The organism is Acetobacteroides hydrogenigenes (assembly GCF_004340205.1).
Classification (GTDB): domain Bacteria; phylum Bacteroidota; class Bacteroidia; order Bacteroidales; family ZOR0009; genus Acetobacteroides; species Acetobacteroides hydrogenigenes.
Genome location: NZ_SLWB01000010.1, coordinates 113,468 through 135,344, shown reverse-complemented (window position 1 = coordinate 135,344; position 21,877 = coordinate 113,468). Strand labels below are relative to the sequence as shown.

General features: G+C 42.5%; 18 protein-coding genes and 4 tRNA genes. 2 read left to right on the top strand and 20 right to left on the bottom strand.

Features of this window, described 5'->3' with window-relative positions; genetic code table 11:
* Window positions 1–361: 361 nt before the first annotated feature.
* Complete coding sequence (locus CLV25_RS11025; RefSeq protein WP_131839703.1) at window positions 362–2,851, bottom strand: glycoside hydrolase family 9 protein; 2,490 nt, start codon at window positions 2,849–2,851, stop codon at window positions 362–364.
* 327 nt (window positions 2,852–3,178) lie between these two features.
* Between CLV25_RS11025 and CLV25_RS11020 the strand changes: the two genes are divergently transcribed.
* The gene (locus CLV25_RS11020; protein WP_131839702.1) at window positions 3,179–3,742 is read left to right on the top strand and encodes a hypothetical protein; all 564 of its coding nucleotides are present in this window, start codon (window positions 3,179–3,181) and stop codon (window positions 3,740–3,742) included.
* Window positions 3,743–3,801: 59 nt separating this feature from the next.
* Here the strand turns inward: CLV25_RS11020 and CLV25_RS11015 are convergent, their stop codons facing one another.
* Window positions 3,802–5,259: an aminoacyl-histidine dipeptidase gene (locus CLV25_RS11015; protein ID WP_131839701.1), complete on the bottom strand. Its 1,458-nt coding sequence runs from the start codon at window positions 5,257–5,259 to the stop codon at window positions 3,802–3,804.
* Between the two features lie 156 nt (window positions 5,260–5,415).
* On the opposite strand from CLV25_RS11015, the gene CLV25_RS11010 reads away from it, so the two are divergent.
* Window positions 5,416–5,943: a thioredoxin family protein gene (locus CLV25_RS11010; protein ID WP_131839700.1), complete on the top strand. Its 528-nt coding sequence runs from the start codon at window positions 5,416–5,418 to the stop codon at window positions 5,941–5,943.
* Between the two features lie 74 nt (window positions 5,944–6,017).
* Here CLV25_RS11010 and CLV25_RS11005 read toward each other — a convergent pair whose 3' ends face one another.
* The 18 genes from CLV25_RS11005 to CLV25_RS10920 all read right to left on the bottom strand — a co-directional run bounded on the left by CLV25_RS11005 (window position 6,018) and on the right by CLV25_RS10920 (window position 21,875).
* Window positions 6,018–6,335 carry a DUF3467 domain-containing protein gene (locus tag CLV25_RS11005; RefSeq protein WP_131839699.1) on the bottom strand — a complete coding sequence of 106 codons (318 nt, stop codon included), beginning with the start codon at window positions 6,333–6,335 and terminating at the stop codon, window positions 6,018–6,020.
* A 74-nt stretch (window positions 6,336–6,409) separates the two neighbouring features.
* Complete coding sequence (rpoC, locus tag CLV25_RS11000; RefSeq protein WP_131839698.1) at window positions 6,410–10,690, bottom strand: DNA-directed RNA polymerase subunit beta'; 4,281 nt, start codon at window positions 10,688–10,690, stop codon at window positions 6,410–6,412.
* A gap of 67 nt (window positions 10,691–10,757) precedes the next feature.
* On the bottom strand, window positions 10,758–14,570 hold the full coding sequence (rpoB, locus tag CLV25_RS10995) for a DNA-directed RNA polymerase subunit beta (RefSeq protein ID WP_131839697.1): 3,813 nt from the start codon (window positions 14,568–14,570) through the stop codon (window positions 10,758–10,760).
* Window positions 14,571–14,674: 104 nt separating this feature from the next.
* Window positions 14,675–15,052 carry a 50S ribosomal protein L7/L12 gene (gene rplL, locus CLV25_RS10990; protein WP_131839696.1) on the bottom strand — a complete coding sequence of 126 codons (378 nt, stop codon included), beginning with the start codon at window positions 15,050–15,052 and terminating at the stop codon, window positions 14,675–14,677.
* 33 nt (window positions 15,053–15,085) lie between these two features.
* On the bottom strand, window positions 15,086–15,616 hold the full coding sequence (gene rplJ, locus CLV25_RS10985; RefSeq protein WP_131839695.1) for a 50S ribosomal protein L10: 531 nt from the start codon (window positions 15,614–15,616) through the stop codon (window positions 15,086–15,088).
* Between the two features lie 18 nt (window positions 15,617–15,634).
* Complete coding sequence (gene rplA / locus CLV25_RS10980; RefSeq protein ID WP_131839694.1) at window positions 15,635–16,330, bottom strand: 50S ribosomal protein L1; 696 nt, start codon at window positions 16,328–16,330, stop codon at window positions 15,635–15,637.
* A 21-nt stretch (window positions 16,331–16,351) separates the two neighbouring features.
* The gene (gene rplK, locus CLV25_RS10975; protein ID WP_131839693.1) at window positions 16,352–16,792 is read right to left on the bottom strand and encodes a 50S ribosomal protein L11; all 441 of its coding nucleotides are present in this window, start codon (window positions 16,790–16,792) and stop codon (window positions 16,352–16,354) included.
* Window positions 16,793–16,813: 21 nt separating this feature from the next.
* Complete coding sequence (nusG, locus tag CLV25_RS10970; protein WP_131839692.1) at window positions 16,814–17,365, bottom strand: transcription termination/antitermination protein NusG; 552 nt, start codon at window positions 17,363–17,365, stop codon at window positions 16,814–16,816.
* An 18-nt stretch (window positions 17,366–17,383) separates the two neighbouring features.
* Complete coding sequence (secE, locus tag CLV25_RS10965; protein WP_207895645.1) at window positions 17,384–17,572, bottom strand: preprotein translocase subunit SecE; 189 nt, start codon at window positions 17,570–17,572, stop codon at window positions 17,384–17,386.
* Between the two features lie 18 nt (window positions 17,573–17,590).
* A tRNA-Trp gene (locus tag CLV25_RS10960) sits at window positions 17,591–17,663 on the bottom strand.
* Window positions 17,664–17,707: 44 nt separating this feature from the next.
* On the bottom strand, window positions 17,708–18,895 hold the full coding sequence (gene tuf / locus CLV25_RS10955) for an elongation factor Tu (RefSeq protein ID WP_131839691.1): 1,188 nt from the start codon (window positions 18,893–18,895) through the stop codon (window positions 17,708–17,710).
* Window positions 18,896–18,942: 47 nt separating this feature from the next.
* Window positions 18,943–19,014, bottom strand: a tRNA-Thr gene (locus CLV25_RS10950).
* A gap of 11 nt (window positions 19,015–19,025) precedes the next feature.
* Window positions 19,026–19,098 (bottom strand) — tRNA-Gly (locus CLV25_RS10945).
* An 8-nt stretch (window positions 19,099–19,106) separates the two neighbouring features.
* Window positions 19,107–19,189: transfer RNA gene (locus tag CLV25_RS10940), tRNA-Tyr, on the bottom strand.
* Window positions 19,190–19,440: 251 nt separating this feature from the next.
* Window positions 19,441–19,740, bottom strand: coding sequence for a ribosome hibernation-promoting factor, HPF/YfiA family (gene hpf, locus CLV25_RS10935; RefSeq protein WP_131839690.1), 300 nt, complete (start codon window positions 19,738–19,740; stop codon window positions 19,441–19,443).
* Window positions 19,741–19,750: 10 nt separating this feature from the next.
* Window positions 19,751–20,638, bottom strand: a complete 888-nt coding sequence (locus tag CLV25_RS10930; protein ID WP_131839689.1) for a tyrosine-type recombinase/integrase — start codon at window positions 20,636–20,638, stop codon at window positions 19,751–19,753.
* Between the two features lie 57 nt (window positions 20,639–20,695).
* Window positions 20,696–20,887 (bottom strand): 30S ribosomal protein S21, encoded by a 192-nt coding sequence (gene rpsU / locus CLV25_RS10925; RefSeq protein WP_131839688.1) that lies wholly within the window; start codon window positions 20,885–20,887, stop codon window positions 20,696–20,698.
* A gap of 76 nt (window positions 20,888–20,963) precedes the next feature.
* On the bottom strand, window positions 20,964–21,875 hold the full coding sequence (locus CLV25_RS10920) for a ComEA family DNA-binding protein (RefSeq protein ID WP_131839687.1): 912 nt from the start codon (window positions 21,873–21,875) through the stop codon (window positions 20,964–20,966).
* Between the last annotated feature and the right edge of the window lie 2 nt (window positions 21,876–21,877).

Sequence of the window (21,877 nt, the reverse complement as noted above, 5' to 3'; positions counted from 1 at the left end):
CGCTCCCGTTCCCTTCCGTGCCACTCTTCAGCAGCGCCGCTGTTCCCGATTGCGGATGCAAAAGTACGCCCTTTTTCCGAACCTGCAAGCCCTACACCATACTTTACCGCGTTAACGAACGTTGCACGCCTTAGGAAGAGGGCGTTGGAGGGGAAAGTTTTTTGAAAAGGTATAGGTATCGACCTATTTTATGCATCACACATGGACATTTCTTTCAATGCACAGATCAAAAGTGCATCTATAAAAAATTGCCATTACTACATTATCCTTCAAGACTCATTTTCAAGAAATAACCATATATGCTTACCTCTTCCTCCTTATAATACGACTGTCATCGTTATTGCAACGATATCAATACTTCCTATTTTGCAGAATCTCCTTTAAACGATCCAAAACTATATCCTTTTTGTTTTAGGTTCTTTATAATCTCATCTAGACGAAGGTAAAGCTTATCAGTTCGTTCGCCATGCGTACCTGGATGGATAAGAAGAATAGCGCCGTTCAATCCATTTACATCGCTTTTTTCCGTATCGTAAAGCAGATTAATAATCTGATCCGAAGATCGATAGTTCTTCATCGAAGGAGTTGTATAGTCTGCATTAGTATATGTTTTCGGCGAAAGCATAACAACCTTCAATCCAGCCGCATTACTTCGAGCCACAATATCTTTGTTATAGTGCTCGTATGGAGGAATAAACCAATTTACATCCTTAATACTTGCCCCTAGCTTTGTTAACTCCAGCAGATTATTTCGAATATCTGCATCAAGGCTATCTGGCGTTACAAGCGTATTCTTTTTGTTTTCCCAGCTAACGTAAAGAAGATGCTTGTCGGAATGAGGACCGACATAGTATCCATCCTTAATAAGTTGCTTAACGGTGGCGCCATGCAGTCGAATGCAATTCCCTGTTAAGAAAAAGTTTCCAGGAATACCATTAGCTTTAAGCGTCTTTCTAACATAGTCGATCCCTTCAAAAGCAGAATCAGCAGTAAATACTAGGTAAATCTTTTTTTGCCTAATATCCATGCGAATAATGGCCCCTTGGTCATCCTTTATGTAACTGCCCAATGTAGGTGTAGCGTTCCTTTTTTCAAGAGATGACAAGTAAAAGGTGGTCGATGCAGTACCGTCCATTGTAGGCTCGTTAGACGAATAGTCGTGAATTGCATCATGATACACTGCTATCCCATTCTGAAATGGCAGGTAAACATCCGGATTCTTAAGCATTACCCCTCGCAAACTTTTAAATATACTTTGATAAACAGGCCCATCAACTAAACCGCCCCATGTAGGATCGCCCCACTCGTTGGTGTAGGCCGAATGTGGCAGCAAAGGAGTATCAGCTCCACTAGGATAGCCACAGATCATAGAAGTACCCCAAGGGTTGCACCCAAATATCCAGTCGCGAAGGGCAGCCTCCATTTCCAAGAAGCGCGGATCTCCTGTAGCTTCATTGTAAAGTCGAGCCTGGGTTAGAGCCCCAAACACAAAGTTGTTAGAGCACCATAGGAACGGCACTCCATTCATAAACGGATCATCTCCTGCCCTCTTTAGAATATCGTCCAAGCCTTGACGCATATATTCTATGTATCTCTTTTGGGTATTATGGTCAGCTGAAGAAGCAATAAGATAGTGCCCCAAATTAACGAATGGGTACCACTCGTAATGGCGAGCCGTCCCCGTTTCCATCCATGGGGTTATAGGCTCCTGCTTACCCCAACTATCAGCTTTATCCAAATAGGATTTATCTCCTGTTAACTGGCTAATTGCTGCGGCAGCAAGCTCCATGTCATCAACATAGTTCCCCTCTTCATAAAAATACGGAGATACCGTGCAGGCTGTTTGACAAACACCGGGATAAGCCTCTCCGTATGCGTAGGCTTCTTTCGATTTTTTCGCTATCGACTTCGCAAACACAGGATCGATATTGGCAAAAACCTTAGATCCTAAAGCAAAAGCAGAAGCGAACTTACCGGCCGTCGATGCCACTCCTGTTGTTCTATTCTTGTACTTTCCTAATCCTTGCACCTTCCCTGTTACGAAGTAAACAGGGCGACCTAAGCCTGGTCCCCAACCATAATCGACCTTATCCTGGCTCGGAGATCTAAAATTGGCATGATCTCGATCATCGGCAATCTGATTAAACATTACCGATGTGTCGGGATTCATTCTTACCAGCCAGTCTAAACCCCACCTTGCTTCATCAAGTATATCCGGAATTCCATTCTTTCCCCTTTGCCCCAAAGCGTTGTGCTCATCCTTAAACGCGTGGGGATTCTTAGTGTAGGCAAAGAGCATTTGGAATACAGCATTTGCCGAAGTTGTTACATACTGAAGATAGTCGGCAGCATCGTGCCAACCACCTCTTACATCGATATGCTCACCTGTGCGAGTGGGATGATCGACAATGTATCCGTCGTGCTGATGGCAAAGCGTATCGAGGTATGGATTGTACCCACAGCGCTGCTGCCTCATGTAGTTTAACACATAATCGGCAGCGCCCTTATATATATCATCGCCAATTACGAAATTTAACGATCGAACTCCATTAGCCTCTATGTAGTAGGCTCCTTCCTTATCGAGAGGCGTAAAAGGGAGCCGGAAAGCGGACTTCATTCCCCAGCTTTGAGCATTGCGCAAAATAGGTTTTCCCTTAAAAACGACCTTGTTTGTCTTAGCATCTCTTACAGTAAACATCTTTAAGGTTAAAGGTTCGGTGGATAGGAAAACTGCCACTTTAGGCGTTTGGGGTAGATATCCAGCCTGATTAATCCGCACACACGTTGTTTGCGAATAAGATATTATTGACCAGGTTAGTAGCAGAAATAGCAGTAGTAGATTTTTTTTCATTGTTGGTGCCGTTTTGTGATCAGGTAAACATAGCGATAAAGCTACTATTTCCACCCTTATTAGCTAAAGGTTATTCGTGCGCAACAAAGAGCTCTACACGCAAAAGCATCGCACGGTTACAGATCTGCGATTATGACATTTCGTCGCACAGAGTGCCTGTCATAGCGAAGGAGTCCGAACACAGTCCGAACGCACTCCGAACAAAGTGCGCTGTCAATTTGACACACCACCCTACATTAGGCCGCAAAAAAAGCATCATTACGGCAAATTTTTCTACCTTTAAATGTGAGATCATTTGCGTTTTCCTATCATAACCCAAGTAATCACATGGCAAAGATTGCAGATAATATCATTCTTACAGGAATAAAGGGGATGCTGGGCGACATGCTCGTATTCCGGGAGGTAAAAGGGCAAACCATTGTTTCGACAAAGCCTAAAAAACCCACAAGCCGAACACAGAAACAGCAAGAAGGACAGGAACGATTCAAAAAGGCGATTGCTTACGCAAAGTCAGCCATGGCAGATGCCGACACTAAGGCGCTATACGCAACCGGAATAAGCTCTCGCTGCTCGTCTGCCCATCAGGTAGCCATTGCCGACTACCTTAATGCCCCTCGTATCGAAAGCATCGACACAAGCCATTACAACGGACAGGCCGGAAGCTCCATCATCGTAAATGCCTCCGACGATTTCATGGTTGTAACGGTTCAGGTAACAATTCATACTGCAGATGGCGAGCAGCTTGAAAGTGGAAATGCCGTCAAAAATGCAACGGACAACTTTTGGACTTACACAACAACCCAGCAAAACGCATCTAATGCAAATTGCCAAGCAACCATAACCGCCACGGATCTCCCAGGGAATACGACCACACGGTCTTTTGCGCTATAAGCCTCCAAAAAATAAAGGCTCGCTTGCGCGAGCCTTTGGCTATATCAGAAAAGATCTACCTACTTTACGGGTACATTCTTTAAAGTTTCCACTAGGAAGTTCCAGAATTTCTCTACGGTATCTATTTTTACCTTTTCATCGGGAGAATGTGGGTAGCGGATCGTTGGACCAAACGAGATCATATCCCAGTTTGGGTATACTCCACCAAGCAGACCACATTCCAATCCTGCGTGGATTGCCTTAATGGTTGGAACTTTTCCGTACATCTTTTGGTAAACCTCCTGCATAGTGGTCAGAATTGGAGAGTTTAGGTTTGGCTTCCACCCAGGATACTGTCCATCCATCCAAACTTCAAAACCGGCAAGCTTAAATACGCTGGCGATTTGATTTTCGAGATCGAGTTTAGCGCTATCCACCGAACTGCGAAGCAGGCATAGCACCTTTCCTTCTCCACCCTTTACCTCTACACGCGCAAGGTTGTTGGATGTTTCTACCAAACCAACCATCGAATCGCTCATGCGAGCAACCCCATTAGGACACGCATAAATAGCATAGGTTAACTTTTTCTGGACATCAGCATCCATAACCTTAGTAGGAGCATCACACTTAATAGCCTTAAAGGTTAGGTTCTCGTCAACCAAAGCCAATTCTGACAGGAAGGTTGCTTCAAATTCCTTAACCTTAGCCTCGAACCCTGCGGCCTTTGCTGATGGTACGGCAACCTTAACAAAGCACTCCCGAGGAATGGCATTACGCAGACTACCGCCATCTACGCTGCTTACACGAACGTCCATGTCCATTACTTCGTAGAGGAAGCGGAACATTAGCTTATTGGAGTTTCCACGTTGAAGAATAATCTCCATCCCGGAGTGACCACCCTTTAAACCACGAATTTCGAGGTCGTAGCCAACCATTCCGGCAGGTGCAGCCTCTTCCTTATACTCAAACTTTACATTTGCATTGGTACCTCCAGCACAGCCCACGTAAAGTTCGCCCTCATCTTCCGAATCGAGGTTAAGTAGAATATCACCTTTTAACACGCCGCCTTTTAGACCAAAAGCGCCAGTCATCCCGGTTTCCTCGTCAATAGTCATAAGAACTTCGATCGGACCATGCGCTATATCTTTTGACTCCAGCACGGCCAAAGAAGCCGCAAGCCCCATTCCATTATCGGCACCAAGAGTTGTACCATTAGCAGTAACCCATTCCCCATCGATGTAGGCTTCGATAGGATCCTTCTCAAAATCGTGAGCCTTATCGCTGTTCTTTTGGGGAACCATATCGAGGTGCCCTTGTAGCACAACTCCCTTTCGGTTTTCCATTCCTGATGTTGCTGGCTTACGAACGATAACGTTGCCTACCTCATCACGGAATGCCTCGAGCCCATGCTCTTTGGCAAAATCCATAACATATTGAGCAGAGGCCTCTTCATGTCCCGATGGTCGAGGAATCTGGGTGAGCGCATAAAAATGCTTCCATACTAGCTGTGGGTTTAAACCCATTATGTCTTTATTCATAATGATTAGATTTCTTGATGCGTAAATATACACTCTTTTTTCAGTTTACTCCTTAAACAAATTAACCTTTATTAGCGACGCTTTCACTTAAAAAGGATTCGCTAAATTATTGGCATAACTATTGTTTCTATATTCGCAGAAAACTAAACCCAAGCAATGAAGCTAACATCGTATCTATTTGCCGCAATTATGCTGCTGGCATGCACAGCCAAAGCTCAAGAGTCGCCCATCAAATGGATGACCATAGAAGAAGCGCTTAGTGCATCGGAAAAGAATCCGAAGAAAATCATTATTGACATTTATACCGATTGGTGCGGATGGTGCAAAGTGATGGACCGAAACACCTTTGGGAACGCAGATGTAGCAAGCTACATTAACGAGAACTACTATGCGGTAAAATTAAACGCCGAAAAACAAGAATCTTTTACCTATAAAGGGAATGTATACAACCTCCAAACAACCAATGGAAGATCTATAAACACGTTTGTTCTTGCCATTTCGAATGGTAACATTGGATATCCAACAACGGCTTACCTCGACGAATCCCAGAACGTACTAACGCTAATCTCGGGTTATCAGAAACCAGAACAGTTACTCCCCATCCTGAAATATCTTAAAGCGGATCTATTCAAAAGTATGAGTTTTGAGGACTACATCAAACAGGAAAATAATCAACCTCAATAAAGATCCAACTCAAAGCAAAACAGGAAAGGCAGCACTTAAATGCTGCCTTTCCTGTTTTATCTCCTCTAACGTTGTTATGCCTGACCGTTACTGCTGCTCGAAAAAGGCATTGGAACAATAGGCTCCATCTCCTTGATCTTAATCTCACCGAAATGCTGCTCGTATTTTTCAATATTATCTTGAAGAGCCATCAGCAGGCGCTTGGCGTGCTCTGCTGTAAGAATAGTGCGGGTTTTAACCTGCGCCTTAGGCATCCCCGGCATAATTCGAATGAAATCCAGCACAAATTCGGATGACGAGTGTGATATAATAACAAGGTTTGAGTATATGCCCTGGGCCACTTCGTCGTTTAGTTCAATGTTCAGATCGGGTTGTTGATTATTTTCCTCCATCTTAGTCTATTTATTTGGGATAAATGTATAAAAAAACCGGGGACAAGCCCCGGTTTCCTTAAAGTTATTAATCTTTACTCTTCAGCAACATCATCGTGAGATCTCGATTTAACCATGCTCTGATAATCGTCCATAGAACCAACTACTAGCCTATCGAACTGACGAAGACCTGTACCCGCAGGAATTAGTTTTCCGCAGATTACGTTTTCCTTCATTCCCTCTAGATAGTCGATCTTACCGTGGATAGCGGCTTCGTTAAGTACCTTCGTAGTTTCCTGGAAGGACGCTGCCGACATAAAGCTGCCGGTTTGAAGTGCTGCACGGGTAATTCCTTGCATAATCTGATTTGATGTTGCGGGGATCGCATCGCGAGCTTCGATAAGCTTAAGGTCTTTACGCTTAAGGATTGAATTCTCATCTCTAAGCTTACGAGCAGTAATAATCTGCCCTGCCTTAACATTCTTCGAATCTCCTGCATCAATAACAACTTTCTTGTCGTAGATCCAGTCGTTCTCGGTCATGAATTCCCACTTGTCAACAATCTGTTTTTCAAGGAACTTGGTATCTCCAGCATCAACGATTTCAACCTTGCGCATCATCTGACGAACGATGACTTCAAAGTGCTTATCGTTAATCTTTACACCCTGTAAACGGTATACTTCTTGAACCTCATTAACGATATACTCTTGAACCTTTGTAGGACCTTGGATTGCAAGAATATCGCTTGGAGTTATAGCTCCATCAGAAAGAGGAATACCCGCTCTAACGTAATCGTTCTCCTGAACAAGAATTTGACGAGAAAGTGGTACAAGATATTTCTTCACTTCGCCAAGCTTCGACGTAACGATAATCTCTCTGTTACCACGCTTAATCTTACCAAGCGAAACCTCACCGTCAATTTCCGATACTACAGCCGGATTTGATGGGTTACGAGCCTCGAAAAGTTCAGTTACACGTGGAAGACCTCCGGTAATGTCACCAGCCTTACCTACCGCACGAGGAATCTTAACAAGAATATCACCAGCCTTAACAGGATTGTCGTTTTCTACAACAATGTGCGCTCCAACTGGTAAGTTGTACGACTTATACTCTTCGCCTGCATCAGAAACGATCTTAATACCAGGGTTCTTCGTCTTATCACGCGATTCGATGATAACCTTCTCGCGATATCCAGTTTGCTCGTCCGACTCTTCACGGAAAGTGATACCTTCCTGAATGTTATCAAAAGCAATTTTACCGGTGAACTCTGAAATAATAACCGCGTTATATGGATCCCATTCTACAACTAGGTCACCCTTGGTAACATCATCGCCATCCTTCATATAAAGGATAGATCCATAAGGAATTGCGTGAGTATATAATGTAATGCCGGTATTCTTATCAACGATGCGCATTTCAGCCAAACGACCAATTACAACGTCAACATTCTTACCCTCGCTATCAACCTTTTGAACCGTACGAAGTTCGTCAATTTCTAGACGACCATCGTAACGAGCAACCACCTTAGAATCTGCAGCAATGTTACCTGCAGTACCCCCTACGTGGAAAGTACGAAGTGTAAGCTGCGTACCTGGCTCACCAATTGACTGTGCTGCAATAACACCAACTGCTTCACCAATCTGAACCATTCTACTAGTTGAAAGGTTACGCCCGTAGCACTTTGCACACACGCCTTTTCGCGATTCGCAGGTAAGTACAGAACGGATTTCAACCTGCTCAATTGGAGAATCTTCAATTTCAGCACCAATTGCTTCTGTAATCTCTTCGCCGGCAGCAACAATTAGTTTCCCGGTTAACGGATGGTATATGTCATGAACGGTAGTACGCCCAAGGATTCTTTCGTAAAGTGTTTCTACAACTTCTTCGTTATTCTTGATTGCAGTTGCAACAAGGCCACGAAGCGTTCCACAATCTACTTCAGAGATAATTACGTCATGCGACACGTCAACCAAACGACGGGTTAGGTAACCCGCATCAGCCGTCTTAAGTGCGGTATCCGCAAGACCTTTACGAGCACCGTGGGTAGAGATAAAGTACTCGAGTACCGATAGACCTTCCTTAAAGTTCGAAAGGATTGGGTTCTCGATAATCTGACCACCTTCGGCTCCAGATTTCTGAGGTTTTGCCATCAGACCACGCATACCAGAAAGCTGACGAATCTGTTCCTTCGAACCACGAGCTCCAGAGTCTAGCATCATGTAAACAGAGTTGAATCCCTGACGGTCTTCCTTAAGCTGCTTTAGCAGAATCTGGGTAATCTTGGCGTTGGTATGTGTCCAAATGTCGATAATCTGGTTGTAACGCTCGTTGTTGGTAATGAAACCCATGTTGTAGTTAGCAACCACCTCATCAACCTGTGCGTAACCATCTTGAATAAGCTCTTGCTTTTCCTTAGGAATAAGCACGTCATCAAGATTAAACGACAGGCCACCGCGGAATGCCATACCATAACCAAGATCCTTAATATCATCAAGGAATTTAGCGGTTTTAGCAGTACCACACTTCTTGAATACCTGTGAAATAATATCACGAAGCGACTTTTTGGTAGCCAGTTCGTTGATAAAGCCCATTTCAAAAGGTACGTACTGGTTAAAGATTACTCTACCTACAGTTGTATCTATCAACTCTTGGCCAATTTGATTGCCATCGGCATCGTACTGAGGGTAGTTAACCTTTATTATAGCGTGAAGTTCTACAGCTTTTTCGTTATAGGCTATAATAACCTCTTCTGGGCTATAGAAAATAGTTCCTTCGCCCTTTGCACCCTTACGCTCTTTGGTAATGTAGTACAAACCAAGAACCATGTCCTGCGATGGTACTGTAATAGGCGCACCATTTGCGGGGTTAAGGATGTTGTGAGCACCCAACATTAAAATTTGAGCCTCAAGAATTGCGGCATTACCTAATGGAAGGTGAACGGCCATCTGGTCACCGTCAAAGTCCGCGTTGAATGCAGTACATGAAAGTGGGTGAAGTTGAATAGCCTTTCCTTCAATAAGTTTTGGTTGGAATGCTTGAATACCTAAACGGTGAAGGGTTGGTGCACGGTTCAGCATTACAGGGTGACCCTTGATAACATTTTCAAGGATATCCCATACAACTGGATCTTTACGGTCAACGATCTTCTTAGCAGACTTAACGGTCTTTACAATACCACGCTCAATCAACTTACGGATTACGAATGGCTTGTAAAGTTCAGCAGCCATATCCTTAGGAAGACCACATTCGTGCATCTTAAGTTCAGGACCACCAACAATAACAGAACGAGCCGAATAGTCGACACGCTTACCGAGCAAGTTCTGACGGAAACGTCCTTGTTTACCCTTCAGCGAGTCAGAAAGCGACTTCAATGGACGGTTTGCTTCTGTCTTTACCGCATTCGACTTGCGTGAGTTATCGAAGAGTGAGTCTACAGCTTCTTGAAGCATACGCTTCTCGTTGCGAAGAATCACTTCAGGTGCCTTAATTTCAATCAATCTCTTAAGACGATTGTTACGAATGATAACACGTCTGTAAAGGTCGTTTAGGTCAGACGTTGCAAATCGACCACCATCTAGAGGTACAAGTGGACGAAGTTCTGGTGGAATAACAGGAATCACCTTCAGGATCATCCATTCAGGACGATTGATATCCTTCGATTCTCTAAATGCTTCAACAACATTAAGACGCTTTAGCGCTTCGCTCTTTCGTTGCTGTGAAGTTTCAGTATTTGCTTTATGACGCAAAGAATATGATAAGTCGTCCAACTCTATACGTTCAAGCAGCTGGTAAAGAGCCTCGGCTCCCATACCTGCAATGAACTTGTTTGGATCGCTATCGTCAAGATACTGGTTTTCCTTGGGAAGAGTATCCAGAATATCTAGGTATTCTTCTTCCGAAAGAAGATCCATCTCCTTTATTCCATCAACAGCCTTTATACCCGATTGAATTACGACATAACGCTCGTAGTAAACAACGGCATCAAGCTTCTTAGAAGGAATACCAAGGAGGTAACCTATTTTGTTAGGAAGAGTGCGGAAGTACCATATGTGCGCAACAGGAACCACCAACGAGATGTGCCCCATACGCTCACGACGAACTTTCTTCTCGGTAACTTCAACCCCACATCGGTCGCACACAATGCCCTTATAACGGATACGCTTATACTTTCCACAGTGGCACTCGTAATCCTTCACAGGACCAAAGATACGCTCGCAGAAAAGGCCATCGCGCTCAGGCTTATAGGTACGATAGTTAATTGTCTCAGGCTTCAAAACCTCGCCGCTCGAGCGCTCGAGGATCTCTTCCGGAGAGGCAAGTCCAATAGAGATTTTGGTGAAGTTGGTTTTAACCTTATTATCTCTTCTGAATGACATATTTTGAGCTTATTATATTCGATGAAAATGAGCCAACCCTACCAAAAATAGGGTGGCTCTATGTTTGTTACTCAAGGTTAACGCTCAATCCTAAGCCGCGAAGCTCGTGAAGTAGCACGTTAAGTGATTCAGGAATACCAGCAGGTGGCATTGGTTCTCCCTTAACGATTGCCTCGTAAGCTTTAGCACGACCCATAACGTCGTCAGATTTAATGGTAAGAATTTCTTGGAGGATGTTAGATGCACCGAATGCTTCTAGTGCCCAAACTTCCATTTCCCCGAAACGTTGACCACCAAACTGTGCCTTACCACCAAGTGGCTGCTGAGTGATCAGCGAATATGGTCCGATAGAACGTGCGTGCATCTTATCGTCAACCATGTGACCAAGCTTCAACATGTAGATGATACCTACAGTTGCAGGTTGGTCAAAGCGATCACCCGTACCACCATCATAGAGGTATGTTTTACCGTTACGTGGTATACTAGCCTTATCGGTATAGTCGGCAATTTGATCAAGTTCGGCGCCGTCGAAGATTGGAGTAGCAAACTTTACCCCAAGTTCTCTACCAGCCCAAGCGAGCACAGTTTCGTAAATCTGTCCAAGGTTCATACGCGATGGCACACCAAGTGGGTTAAGAATGATATCCACAATAGTACCATCTTCTAGGAATGGCATATCCTCGTCACGAACAACTTTGGCAACAATACCCTTATTACCGTGACGACCCGCCATCTTATCTCCTACGCGAATCTTACGCTTCTTCGCAATATAAACCTTAGCAAGTTGAACGATTCCGGTTGGAAGTTCATCTCCAATTGAAATATTGAACTTCTTTCTTTTTGCTTCAGCATCAAGTTCTTTAAACTTAACAATGTAGTTGTTAATTAGATTCTTGATGATATTGTTTTTATCCTTGTCGGTTGTCCACTTGTTCGGATTTACGCTTAAGTAATCAAGTTCTATAAGAACCTTTTGGGTGAATTTCACTCCTTTACCGATAAGCTCAGTTCCGTAGTAATCTAACACCCCTTGAGACGTTTTTCCGTTTACAAGGTTAAACAACTTGTCTACAAGTTTTGCTTTAAGACCGTTGGTTTTCTTCTCAAATTCATCATCAACCTTCTGAAGAAGAACCTTCTCGCTAACCTTTCCCTTCTTATCCTTAAGAGATCTAGAGAAAAGTTTCTTATCAATTACCACTCCACGCAATGAAGGAGAAGCCTTAAGCGAAGCATCTTTAACGTCACCAGCCTTATCTCCAAAGATTGCACGAAGCAACTTTTCTTCAGGAGTAGGATCAGATTCTCCCTTTGGTGTAATCTTACCTATAAGGATATCCCCAGGTTCAACGGTCGCTCCAATGCGGATCATCCCGTTTTCATCGAGATTACGTGTAGCCTCTTCGCTTACGTTAGGAATATCAGAAGTAAGTTCTTCCAATCCTCGTTTAGTGTCACGGACTTCCATAATGTACTCGTCAACGTGAACTGAGGTAAAGATATCCTCCCTAACAAGTCGTTCAGAAATTACAATACCATCCTCAAAGTTGTACCCCTTCCAAGGCATGAATGCAACCTTAAGGTTCCGACCAAGAGCAAGATCTCCATTCTCAGTAGAATAACCATCAGTTAGAATCTGGCCCTTAACAACTCTTTCCCCCTTCTCAACAATCGGACGAAGGTTAATCGAAGTGCTTTGGTTCGTCTTAAGGTACTTAGGAAGCCTGTATATTTTCACTTCAGGATCGAAGCTTACGTAACGCTCATCTTCGGTCATATCGTAGCGAAGATGTATTTCAGCAGCGTCTACGTATTCAACAACACCATCAGCCTCTGCAACAATCTGAGTACGGCTATCGCGCACAACTTCACCTTCCAAGCCTGTTCCTACAATAGGAGCATCGGGTTGAAGCAGCGGTACAGCCTGACGCATCATGTTCGATCCCATCAGCGCACGGTTAGCATCATCGTGCTCAAGGAATGGAATAAGCGATGCTGCAATCGAAGCAATCTGATTTGGAGCTACGTCCATCAGTTCTACCTGCTCAGGCTCAGCAATAGGGAAGTCACCCTCCAAACGCGACTTAACGCGATTTGTAGCAAACGTACCATCATCATTTAAGGGAACATTTGCTTGAGCGATAATCTTTCCAGCTTCCTCTTCAGCAGAAAGGTACACAAGACCTTCGGATTCAAAGTCAACCCTTCCCTCAGAAACCTTGTGGTAAGGAGTTTCAATAAATCCAAGATGGTTAATCTTTGCAAAAACACAAAGAGAAGAGATTAGTCCGATATTTGGACCTTCTGGAGTTTCGATAGGACACAAACGACCATAGTGCGTATAGTGTACGTCACGAACCTCGAATCCAGCACGTTCACGCGAAAGGCCTCCAGGTCCTAATGCTGACAAACGACGCTTGTGAGTCATCTCAGCAAGAGGATTGGTTTGATCCATAAACTGCGATAGCTGGTTTGTTCCAAAGAACGAGTTGATAACGCTGGATAGCGTCTTAGCATTGATAAGATCAACAGGCGTAAACACTTCGTTGTCACGTACATTCATACGCTCACGAATAGTCCGAGCCATACGAGCCAATCCTACGCTGAACTGGTTAGCCAACTGCTCACCCACGGTTCTAACACGACGATTCGACAAGTGGTCAATATCGTCAACGTCAGTCTTCGAGTTGATAAGTTGGATAAGATATTTAATAATGTTGATTATATCCTCTTTAGTCAACACCTTAATATCCGAGTCGATGTTTAGATCAAGTTTTTTGTTGATACGGTAACGTCCAACTTCTCCTAGGTCGTAACGCTTGTCAGAGAAGAACAACTTGTCAATCACATCACGAGCAGTAGCATCATCTGGTGGCTCTGAGTTTCTAAGTTGCCTATAGATGTATACCACTGCTTCCTTTTCGGAATTACAAGGATCTTTTTGAAGAGTGTTATTGATGATAGAGAAATCGGCATTCACACCTTCATCTTTATGAAGAAGAATCGTTTTGGCGCCCGACTCCAGAATTTCATCAATATGGTCGTTCTCTAAAACAACGTCGCGGTCGATAATTACCTCGTTACGCTCAATCGATACAACTTCACCAGTATCTTCATCAACGAAGTCCTCTATCCACGATTTTAGCACACGAGCAGCCAGCTTTCGACCAATATACTTTTTAAGATTTACTTTAGAAACCTTGATCTCATCAGCGAGATCAAAAATTTCGAGAATATCGCGGTCCGTTTCGTAACCTATAGCGCGAAGAAGAGTTGTTACAGGCAACTTTTTCTTACGATCGATGTAGGCGTACATAACGCTGTTAATGTCAGTCGCAAATTCAATCCACGATCCTTTGAACGGGATTACTCGGGCAGAGTAAAGTTTTGTTCCATTTGCGTGTACGCTTTGCCCAAAGAACACGCCTGGAGAGCGGTGTAGCTGTGAGACAACCACACGCTCAGCACCGTTAATCACGAATGTCCCCTTGGGGGTCATATACGGAACGGTACCTAAATAGACATCCTGAATGACGGTATCAAAATCTTCGTGTTCAGGGTCTGTACAATACAACTTTAGCTTAGCTTTTAGCGGAACGCTATAAGTTAAGCCTCTTTCAAGACACTCTTCCAACGAGTAGCGTGGTGGGTCTATGAAATAGTCAATAAACTCTAAAACGAAGTTATTTCGGGTATCGGTAATCGGGAAGTTTTCCATGAAAACCTTGTAAAGCCCTTCATTTTTTCTATTTTCGGGCGTGGTTTCCATTTGAAAGAAATCCCTGAAAGATTGAAGCTGTATCTCAAGAAAATCAGGATAAGATTGCTGATGTTTCGTTGATGAAAAGCTAATTCGCTGGCTGTTTTTGTTTAGAGACATCGTTTCAAGATTTGTTGAACTAAAGTTAGAAAAAACAACAAAAAGGCTTAGAATCTAATATAAATTAGATTCTAAACCCAAATTACCTAACTACTAGGTAAATGCTATTTAACTTCAACTTCAGCTCCAGCCTCTTCAAGTTGTGCTTTAATTGATTCTGCTTCTTCCTTAGAAACTTTTTCCTTAACTGCCTTAGGAGCACCGTCAACTAGGTCCTTAGCTTCCTTAAGACCAAGACCGGTCATTTCCTTAACAACCTTCACTACTTGAAGTTTAGCACCACCTGCTGACTTCAAGATAACGTCAAATTGAGTTTTTTCAGCAGCAGCGGCTTCGCCACCAGCAGCAGGTGCAGCAGCTACAGCAACTGCAGCAGCAGCAGGCTCTATGCCATACTCTTCCTTGAGAATCTTAGCTAATTCGTTAACTTCCTTTACAGACAAATTAACCAATTCTTCTGCAAATTTCTTAAGATCTGCCATTTTACTTCGTTTTAAAAAAATTTTTTGACTAAACTACTTTTCTTCTCTATCAGATAGGGTCTTAACAACACCCGATAAAATGTTTCCGCCTGATTGCAGCGCAGAAATAACGTTCTTCGCTGGAGATTGCAATAGACCGATAATATCACCGATAAGCTCTTCCTTAGACTTGATGTTAACAAGTTCTTCAAGGCTTGCTTCACCGATATAAGGAGTCTCCTCTACGAATGCACCTTTAAGAACTGGCTTTTTAAGCTTATTCTTCTTGCTAAACTCTTTGATAAGCTTCGCAGGAACATTGTTCTTTTCGGTTAACATTATCGAAGTAGAACCCTTAAGCACGTCGAATAACTCGGTGCCTTGGAATTCGATTTGTTCGAGCGCCTTACGAAGTAAAGTGTTCTTTACAACGATAAGGGTAATCTCTTTCTCAAAGCATTGTCTTCTTAGTGCTGCGGTGTCTTCCGCATTTAAACCCGAAATATCAGTCAGATAAAAATGAGGAAAAGTCTTGAGCTGCTCGGCTAAACTGTTGATAATAACGTTTTTATCTTCCCTTCTCATTGTAACAAGGTTAAAAAATTACTCGTTAATTGATCTAGGATCAATTTGTAAGCCGGGGCTCATTGTTGAAGAAAGGTAAATACTTTTGATATAAGTACCTTTCGCAGCAGAAGGCTTAAGTTTGATAACAGTGTTCAAAAATTCGTGAGCATTGTCTGAAAGCATATTAGGCTCAAACGACAATTTACCTACCGATGTATGAACAATACCAAACTTGTCTACCTTAAAATCGATCTTACCGCTCTTAACTTCCTTCACTGCCTTTCCCACTTCCATGGTAACAGTTCCGGTTTTAGGGTTCGGCATCAGACCACGAGGACCAAGGATACGACCTAGAGCACCTACCTTAGCCATTACGCTAGGCATAGTGATGATCACATCAACATCAGTCCATCCCCCCTTAATCTTGTCGATATATTCGTCAAGACCTACATAATCGGCTCCAGCCTCAGTGGCTTCTTGCTCCTTATCAGGGGTGCAGAGTACTAATACGCGGGTCTGCTTACCTGTTCCATGAGGTAGAGTCACAACGCCTCTAACCATCTGGTTGGCTTTGCGAGGATCTACACCAAGACGTACATCGATATCTACTGAAGCATCAAACTTTGTGAAAGAAACTTCCTTCAAAATTTGAGCTGCTTCCGATAACTTGTAAACCTTGCCTGGCTCAATCTTCGATAAAGCTAACTTCCTATTTTTGGTAAGTTTACTCATTTCTGCACGCAGTATTTAATATTACAATTGGGGGAATTCACCCTGTACGGAAATTCCCATGCTTCTTGCTGTACCTGCAACCATTTTCATAGCCGACTCCAAGGTGAAGCAGTTCATATCAGGCATCTTGTCTTGTGCAATAGCCCTAACTTGCTCCCATGTAATGGTGGCAACTTTCTTACGGTTTGGTTCAGCAGAACCAGATTGAATTTTGGCTGCCTCCTTAAGTTGAACAGCTACTGGTGGCTGCTTTACGATAAAGTCAAATGACTTATCGCTATAAACAGTAATAATGACAGGAAGAACCTTTCCGGCCTTGTCTTGTGTCCTGGCATTGAACTGTTTGCAGAACTCCATAATATTCACACCCTTCGAACCTAAAGCAGGTCCTACTGGTGGTGATGGATTTGCTGCGCCACCTTTAATCTGCAACTTAATAAGTCCAGCGACTTCTTTAGCCATAGCAGTTTTTACTTAGTTTAACTACTCTTTTTCAACTTGCATAAAGCTCAACTCCAGTGGAGTCTTTCTGCCAAAAATTTTAACCATTACCTTGAGCTTTTTCTTATCCTCATTTACATCTTCAATGACACCATTGAATCCGTTGAATGGTCCATCGATTACTTTAACCGATTCGCCAATCACATAAGGGATAGAAATTTCCTCTTCGCCTTCTGTAAGCTCATCAATTCGGCCGAGAATCCTATTAACCTCAGCAGTCCTGAGAGGGATAGGAGCATTTTGATTTCGAGGATCACCCAAAAAACCGATGATATTAGTAATATTGGTCAAAATGTGAGGAATTTCACCTACTAGCGCCGCTTCAATAAGAATATAACCGGGATAGTGTATCCTTTCCTTGCTGATCTTTTTACCATTTCTAATTTGGTAAACCTTTTCAGTAGGGATAAGCACTTGGGAAACAAAATCAGAAAGGCCACGGTTGCGTATTTCGTTTTCGATATACTCCTTGGCTTTCTTTTCTTTGCCACCAATTGCTCTTAGGACGTACCACTTTTTTTCGGTTTCGCTCATCGCTCTTTCCTATTTTTATTACAGCATGCTGTAGATTAACTCCATAAGATTCCTGAAGGTGATGTCCATTGCAAAGACAACAATAGCGAATAGTAGGGAAGCAATCATAACAACTATTGCGCTGCTTTGCAACGTACTCCAAGAAGGCCAGGAAACCTTATTTTTGAGTTCGTTATAAGACTCTTTGAAATATTCTTTGATTCTCATAGGTCTAGTTTTCTAAAGCACGGGAGGAGCGACTCGAACGCCCGACACTCGGTTTTGGAGACCGATGCTCTACCAACTGAGCTACACCCGTAAAAATAGGATTGGTCTATTAAGACCAATCCTAGAAATTATGAATTACTCAACAATTTCGGTAATCTGACCAGCACCTACAGTTCTACCACCTTCGCGAATAGCAAAACGTAAACCTTGGTTAAGCGCTACTGGAGTGATAAGTTCAACAGTGATAGTTACGTTATCACCAGGCATTACCATTTCTACACCTTCTGGAAGGCTAATTTCACCAGTTACGTCCAAAGTACGCAGGTAGAATTGTGGACGGTACTTATTGTGGAATGGAGTGTGACGTCCACCTTCTTCTTTCTTAAGTACGTAAATCTCTGCTTTAAACTTAGTGTGAGGGGTGATTGAACCTGGCTTTGCGATAACCATACCACGACGGATATCCTTCTTGTCGATACCACGAAGTAGTAGACCTACGTTGTCACCAGCTTCACCTTGGTCAAGAAGTTTACGGAACATTTCAACACCTGTACATACAGACTTCTTAGGTTCTTCGCCAAGACCAATGATTTGAACTTCTTCACCAACCTTAACAACACCAGTTTCGATTCTACCAGTAGCAACAGTACCACGACCAGTGATCGAGAATACGTCTTCAACTGGCATAAGGAATGGCTTCTCGTTGTCGCGAGGAGGAATTGGAATGTACTCATCAACAGCGTTCATAAGTTCCATAATCTTATCTTCCCACTTTGGCTCGCCGTTAAGACCACCAAGAGCAGAACCACGGATTACAGGAGCGTTGTCACCGTCGAATTGGTAAAAACTTAAAAGCTCACGAACTTCCATTTCAACAAGTTCAAGCATTTCTTCGTCTTCAACCATGTCAACCTTATTAAGGAAAACAACGATTCTAGGAACGTTTACCTGACGAGCAAGAAGGATGTGCTCACGAGTTTGAGGCATAGGACCGTCAGTAGCAGCAACTACTAGGATAGCTCCGTCCATTTGAGCAGCACCAGTTACCATGTTCTTTACATAGTCGGCGTGACCAGGACAGTCTACGTGAGCGTAGTGACGGTTTTCAGTTGAGTATTCAACGTGAGCAGTGTTAATGGTGATACCACGCTCTTTTTCTTCGGGTGCATTGTCAATTGAGTCAAAGCTTCTCAACTCAGACAACCCTCTTTTTGCAAGTACGGTAGTAATTGCAGCAGTAAGGGTAGTCTTACCGTGGTCTACGTGACCGATGGTACCTATGTTTACGTGAGGCTTCGATCTGTCAAATTTTTCTTTAGCCATAACTCCAAATTGTTAAACTGTTAGATAAATTTTATTAAACTCCAGAGAGCCGATGACGAGAATTGAACTCGTGACCCCTTCCTTACCAAGGAAGTACTCTACCACTGAGCTACATCGGCAAATCTTTTAGAGCGGAAGACGAGATTCGAACTCGCGACCCTCAGCTTGGAAGGCTGATGCTCTACCAACTGAGCTACTTCCGCGTTTATTGTGGGGAGAGCAGGATTCGAACCTACGAAGACATAAGTCAGCAGATTTACAGTCTGCCCCAGTTGGCCGCTTTGGTATCTCCCCTTTACAAATTACAACTGCGCTTAATTGCAGTACAGGCTAAATGCCTCCAATTTCGGATGGCAAATGTACGAATAATTTATTTTACCACAAATACCTATTGCTGCTTTATTTTGTTTTTTCGTAAAGCAAACAAGCTTTGAGTAATAGCCGCAAAAGTACAAAAGAAAACCGGAAGTTTTGGCTTAATAATCAGCTAATTTAAAAAAAAGGGAGAAAGCGAACTTTCTCCCTTACAAGAATAGCGTTTAACACTACATATTTTTTGCTTTTTCTTTGCTTTTAGTTAACGACATTTTCAACGGATCTACACAGAGGTCTACGGCTTCCTCAAATCGCTTACCTTGTCGTTCTACAAAAATGTCATTTCCAGGCAAAGGAATCATAACCTCAACCTTCTTATTCCCTTCTTCATGGTTTGGATCCAACTTTAGATATACCTCAATGGTCGTTATTTCATCGTTATACTTGCTTAACTTAGATAATTTGGCTTCAACGTAATCAACAAGCTTCTTGTCTGCGTCGAATTTGATCGATTGAATTTTGATGTTCATAAAAAACCTCCTAACTGTTTTTGTTGGCCCTTGGGTGAGCCTTCATGTATGAAGTCTTTACCTTTTCCAACGTATTATGCATATAAATTTGAGTTGTCCCTACCGAAGTGTGCCCTAGCATCTCCTTTATACTAAGCAAATCGGCTCCGTTATTCAACAGGTGCGTTGCAAAGGTATGCCTTAAAATATGTGGGTTTCGTTTCCCTTTGACACCAGCATTTTTCAGCATTTCTTTTACAACTCTTTCAACGAGCTTCGGGTATATTTGTTCACCCTTAGCAGTTAAAATGAGGTAAGGTGCCGAAAGCCCGTTAAGGAAGTCCTCTCTTTTGCTAATATAGCATTTTAAAAGAGAATTAGTACTCGGAATTATCGGAATTATTCGTTCTTTTTTCCCTTTTCCTAGCACTCGTAGAGTTAAACACTGGCAGTCAACATCTTCAAGTTTTAATCCCATTAGTTCTGCACTTCGAATTCCGCTGGTGTAGAGGAGTTCAACAATTAGAAGATTCCTCAATGACAAAAAATCATCCGCACTACTATGCGCAAATCGCTCAGTGGCTTCATAACTAACAAATGAGGGAAGACGTTTGGGTTGCTTTGGATGAACAACTTTTGCCGCTGGGTTTTTATTAATTACTCCAGCCCTTTTTAGATACTTAAAGTAGGAGTTTAGCGTTGCTATTTTACGATTTACAGAGCATGGAGCTAATCCTGATTTAACAAGACTAACAACCCACTCCCTTACGAGCACATGCGTCACTTCGCATGGAGCAAATTCATCAGGGGTATAACCTAAAAAATCCACAAACTGTAAAAGATCTGTTTTATATGCTTTTACAGTTTGTGGAGAATATCTTTTTTCCGCAAGAAGGTATTGTCCAAACTGAGCTATCATACCTTCTAAGATAGCCTTTTTTTGACAATCTTGTAAAGGACTCTCAGTTAATTTCTACTACTCTTCAGTACGTTGTAGTTGCTGGATGTAAATAGCCTTCTTAATTTGCTCTCTACGCTCAATAGATGGCTTAGTAAAGTACTGACGATTTCTTAACTCTTTAAGAATGCCTGTCTTCTCAAATTTTCTCTTAAACTTTTTAAGAGCCTTCTCAATGTTTTCTCCTTCTTTGATTGGAACGATTATCATGGTTACAGTTTTTGTTTTCGAGCCGCAAAGTTACTAAATTTTTGATTTAAAAAACAAGCGTTTTGATTTTCTTTACTCAATTTGAGTAATCAATGTACTCGCTTAACTTTTCAGCCGTAGATTTTGAAATAATTCGATTCTCGACGAGCTGCTGTAATGACCTTATCGGCCCTTTCTTAATACGAAAGTATACAATGTTTCGAGCCTCGTAAGATGACAAATAAGGATGCCGTTTAAGTTCTTCAACCTCAGCTAAATTTATGCGTATTCTATTCCATTTAGAAGGTTTCTCAAGCTGATTGCTCAACAGCAAATACCTCGAAGAGTCGATACCATAAATCTCTAGAAGTTGCTCATTTCGAGTAAAACCACCTAATCTATTACGATAATCTATAATTCGTTTTGCAATCGCGGGCCCAATACCCCTCAACATTTTTAGTTTTACACTATCTGCAGTATTAATATCAACCAATTGATGTGCCATGGAAGAATTTGGAATAAACCTCTTTACAGAATCATCCCCGATACGATTGATAACGATATAAGCAGCAAGCAGTTTATAATGCTCTTCAGACACGACAAAAGACCTCCCAAAATCCTCCGGTGTCCTAAAACGTCCTCCTTTCGCCCTATAATTTAATAGCACCTGCGCCTGCTTTAACGAAAAACCTAAAATTCTGAAGTCTTCCAATGTTGCCGTATTCGGATCAAACTTAAAAAGAGTAATAGCATCCTTCTTCCTACCTAGTGGTTCGTTCCAATTTATGTCCGAATTAAATGATGCTTTTTTTTCAGACAGAAGCACCTGCTTCTCAAAATCTTGGATATACTTCGATATTGCAGGAGCCACAAAGACTTCTTGTTTAGGATTATAGAAAAGAATGAAAATAGCTATAAGGACTAGTGCCCCTGATAGTAAAACAATCCCCCTCTGCTCCCATTTGGCAAAAGTGAAGAATTCCTTTATATATCGTTTAAGCGCAGACATTA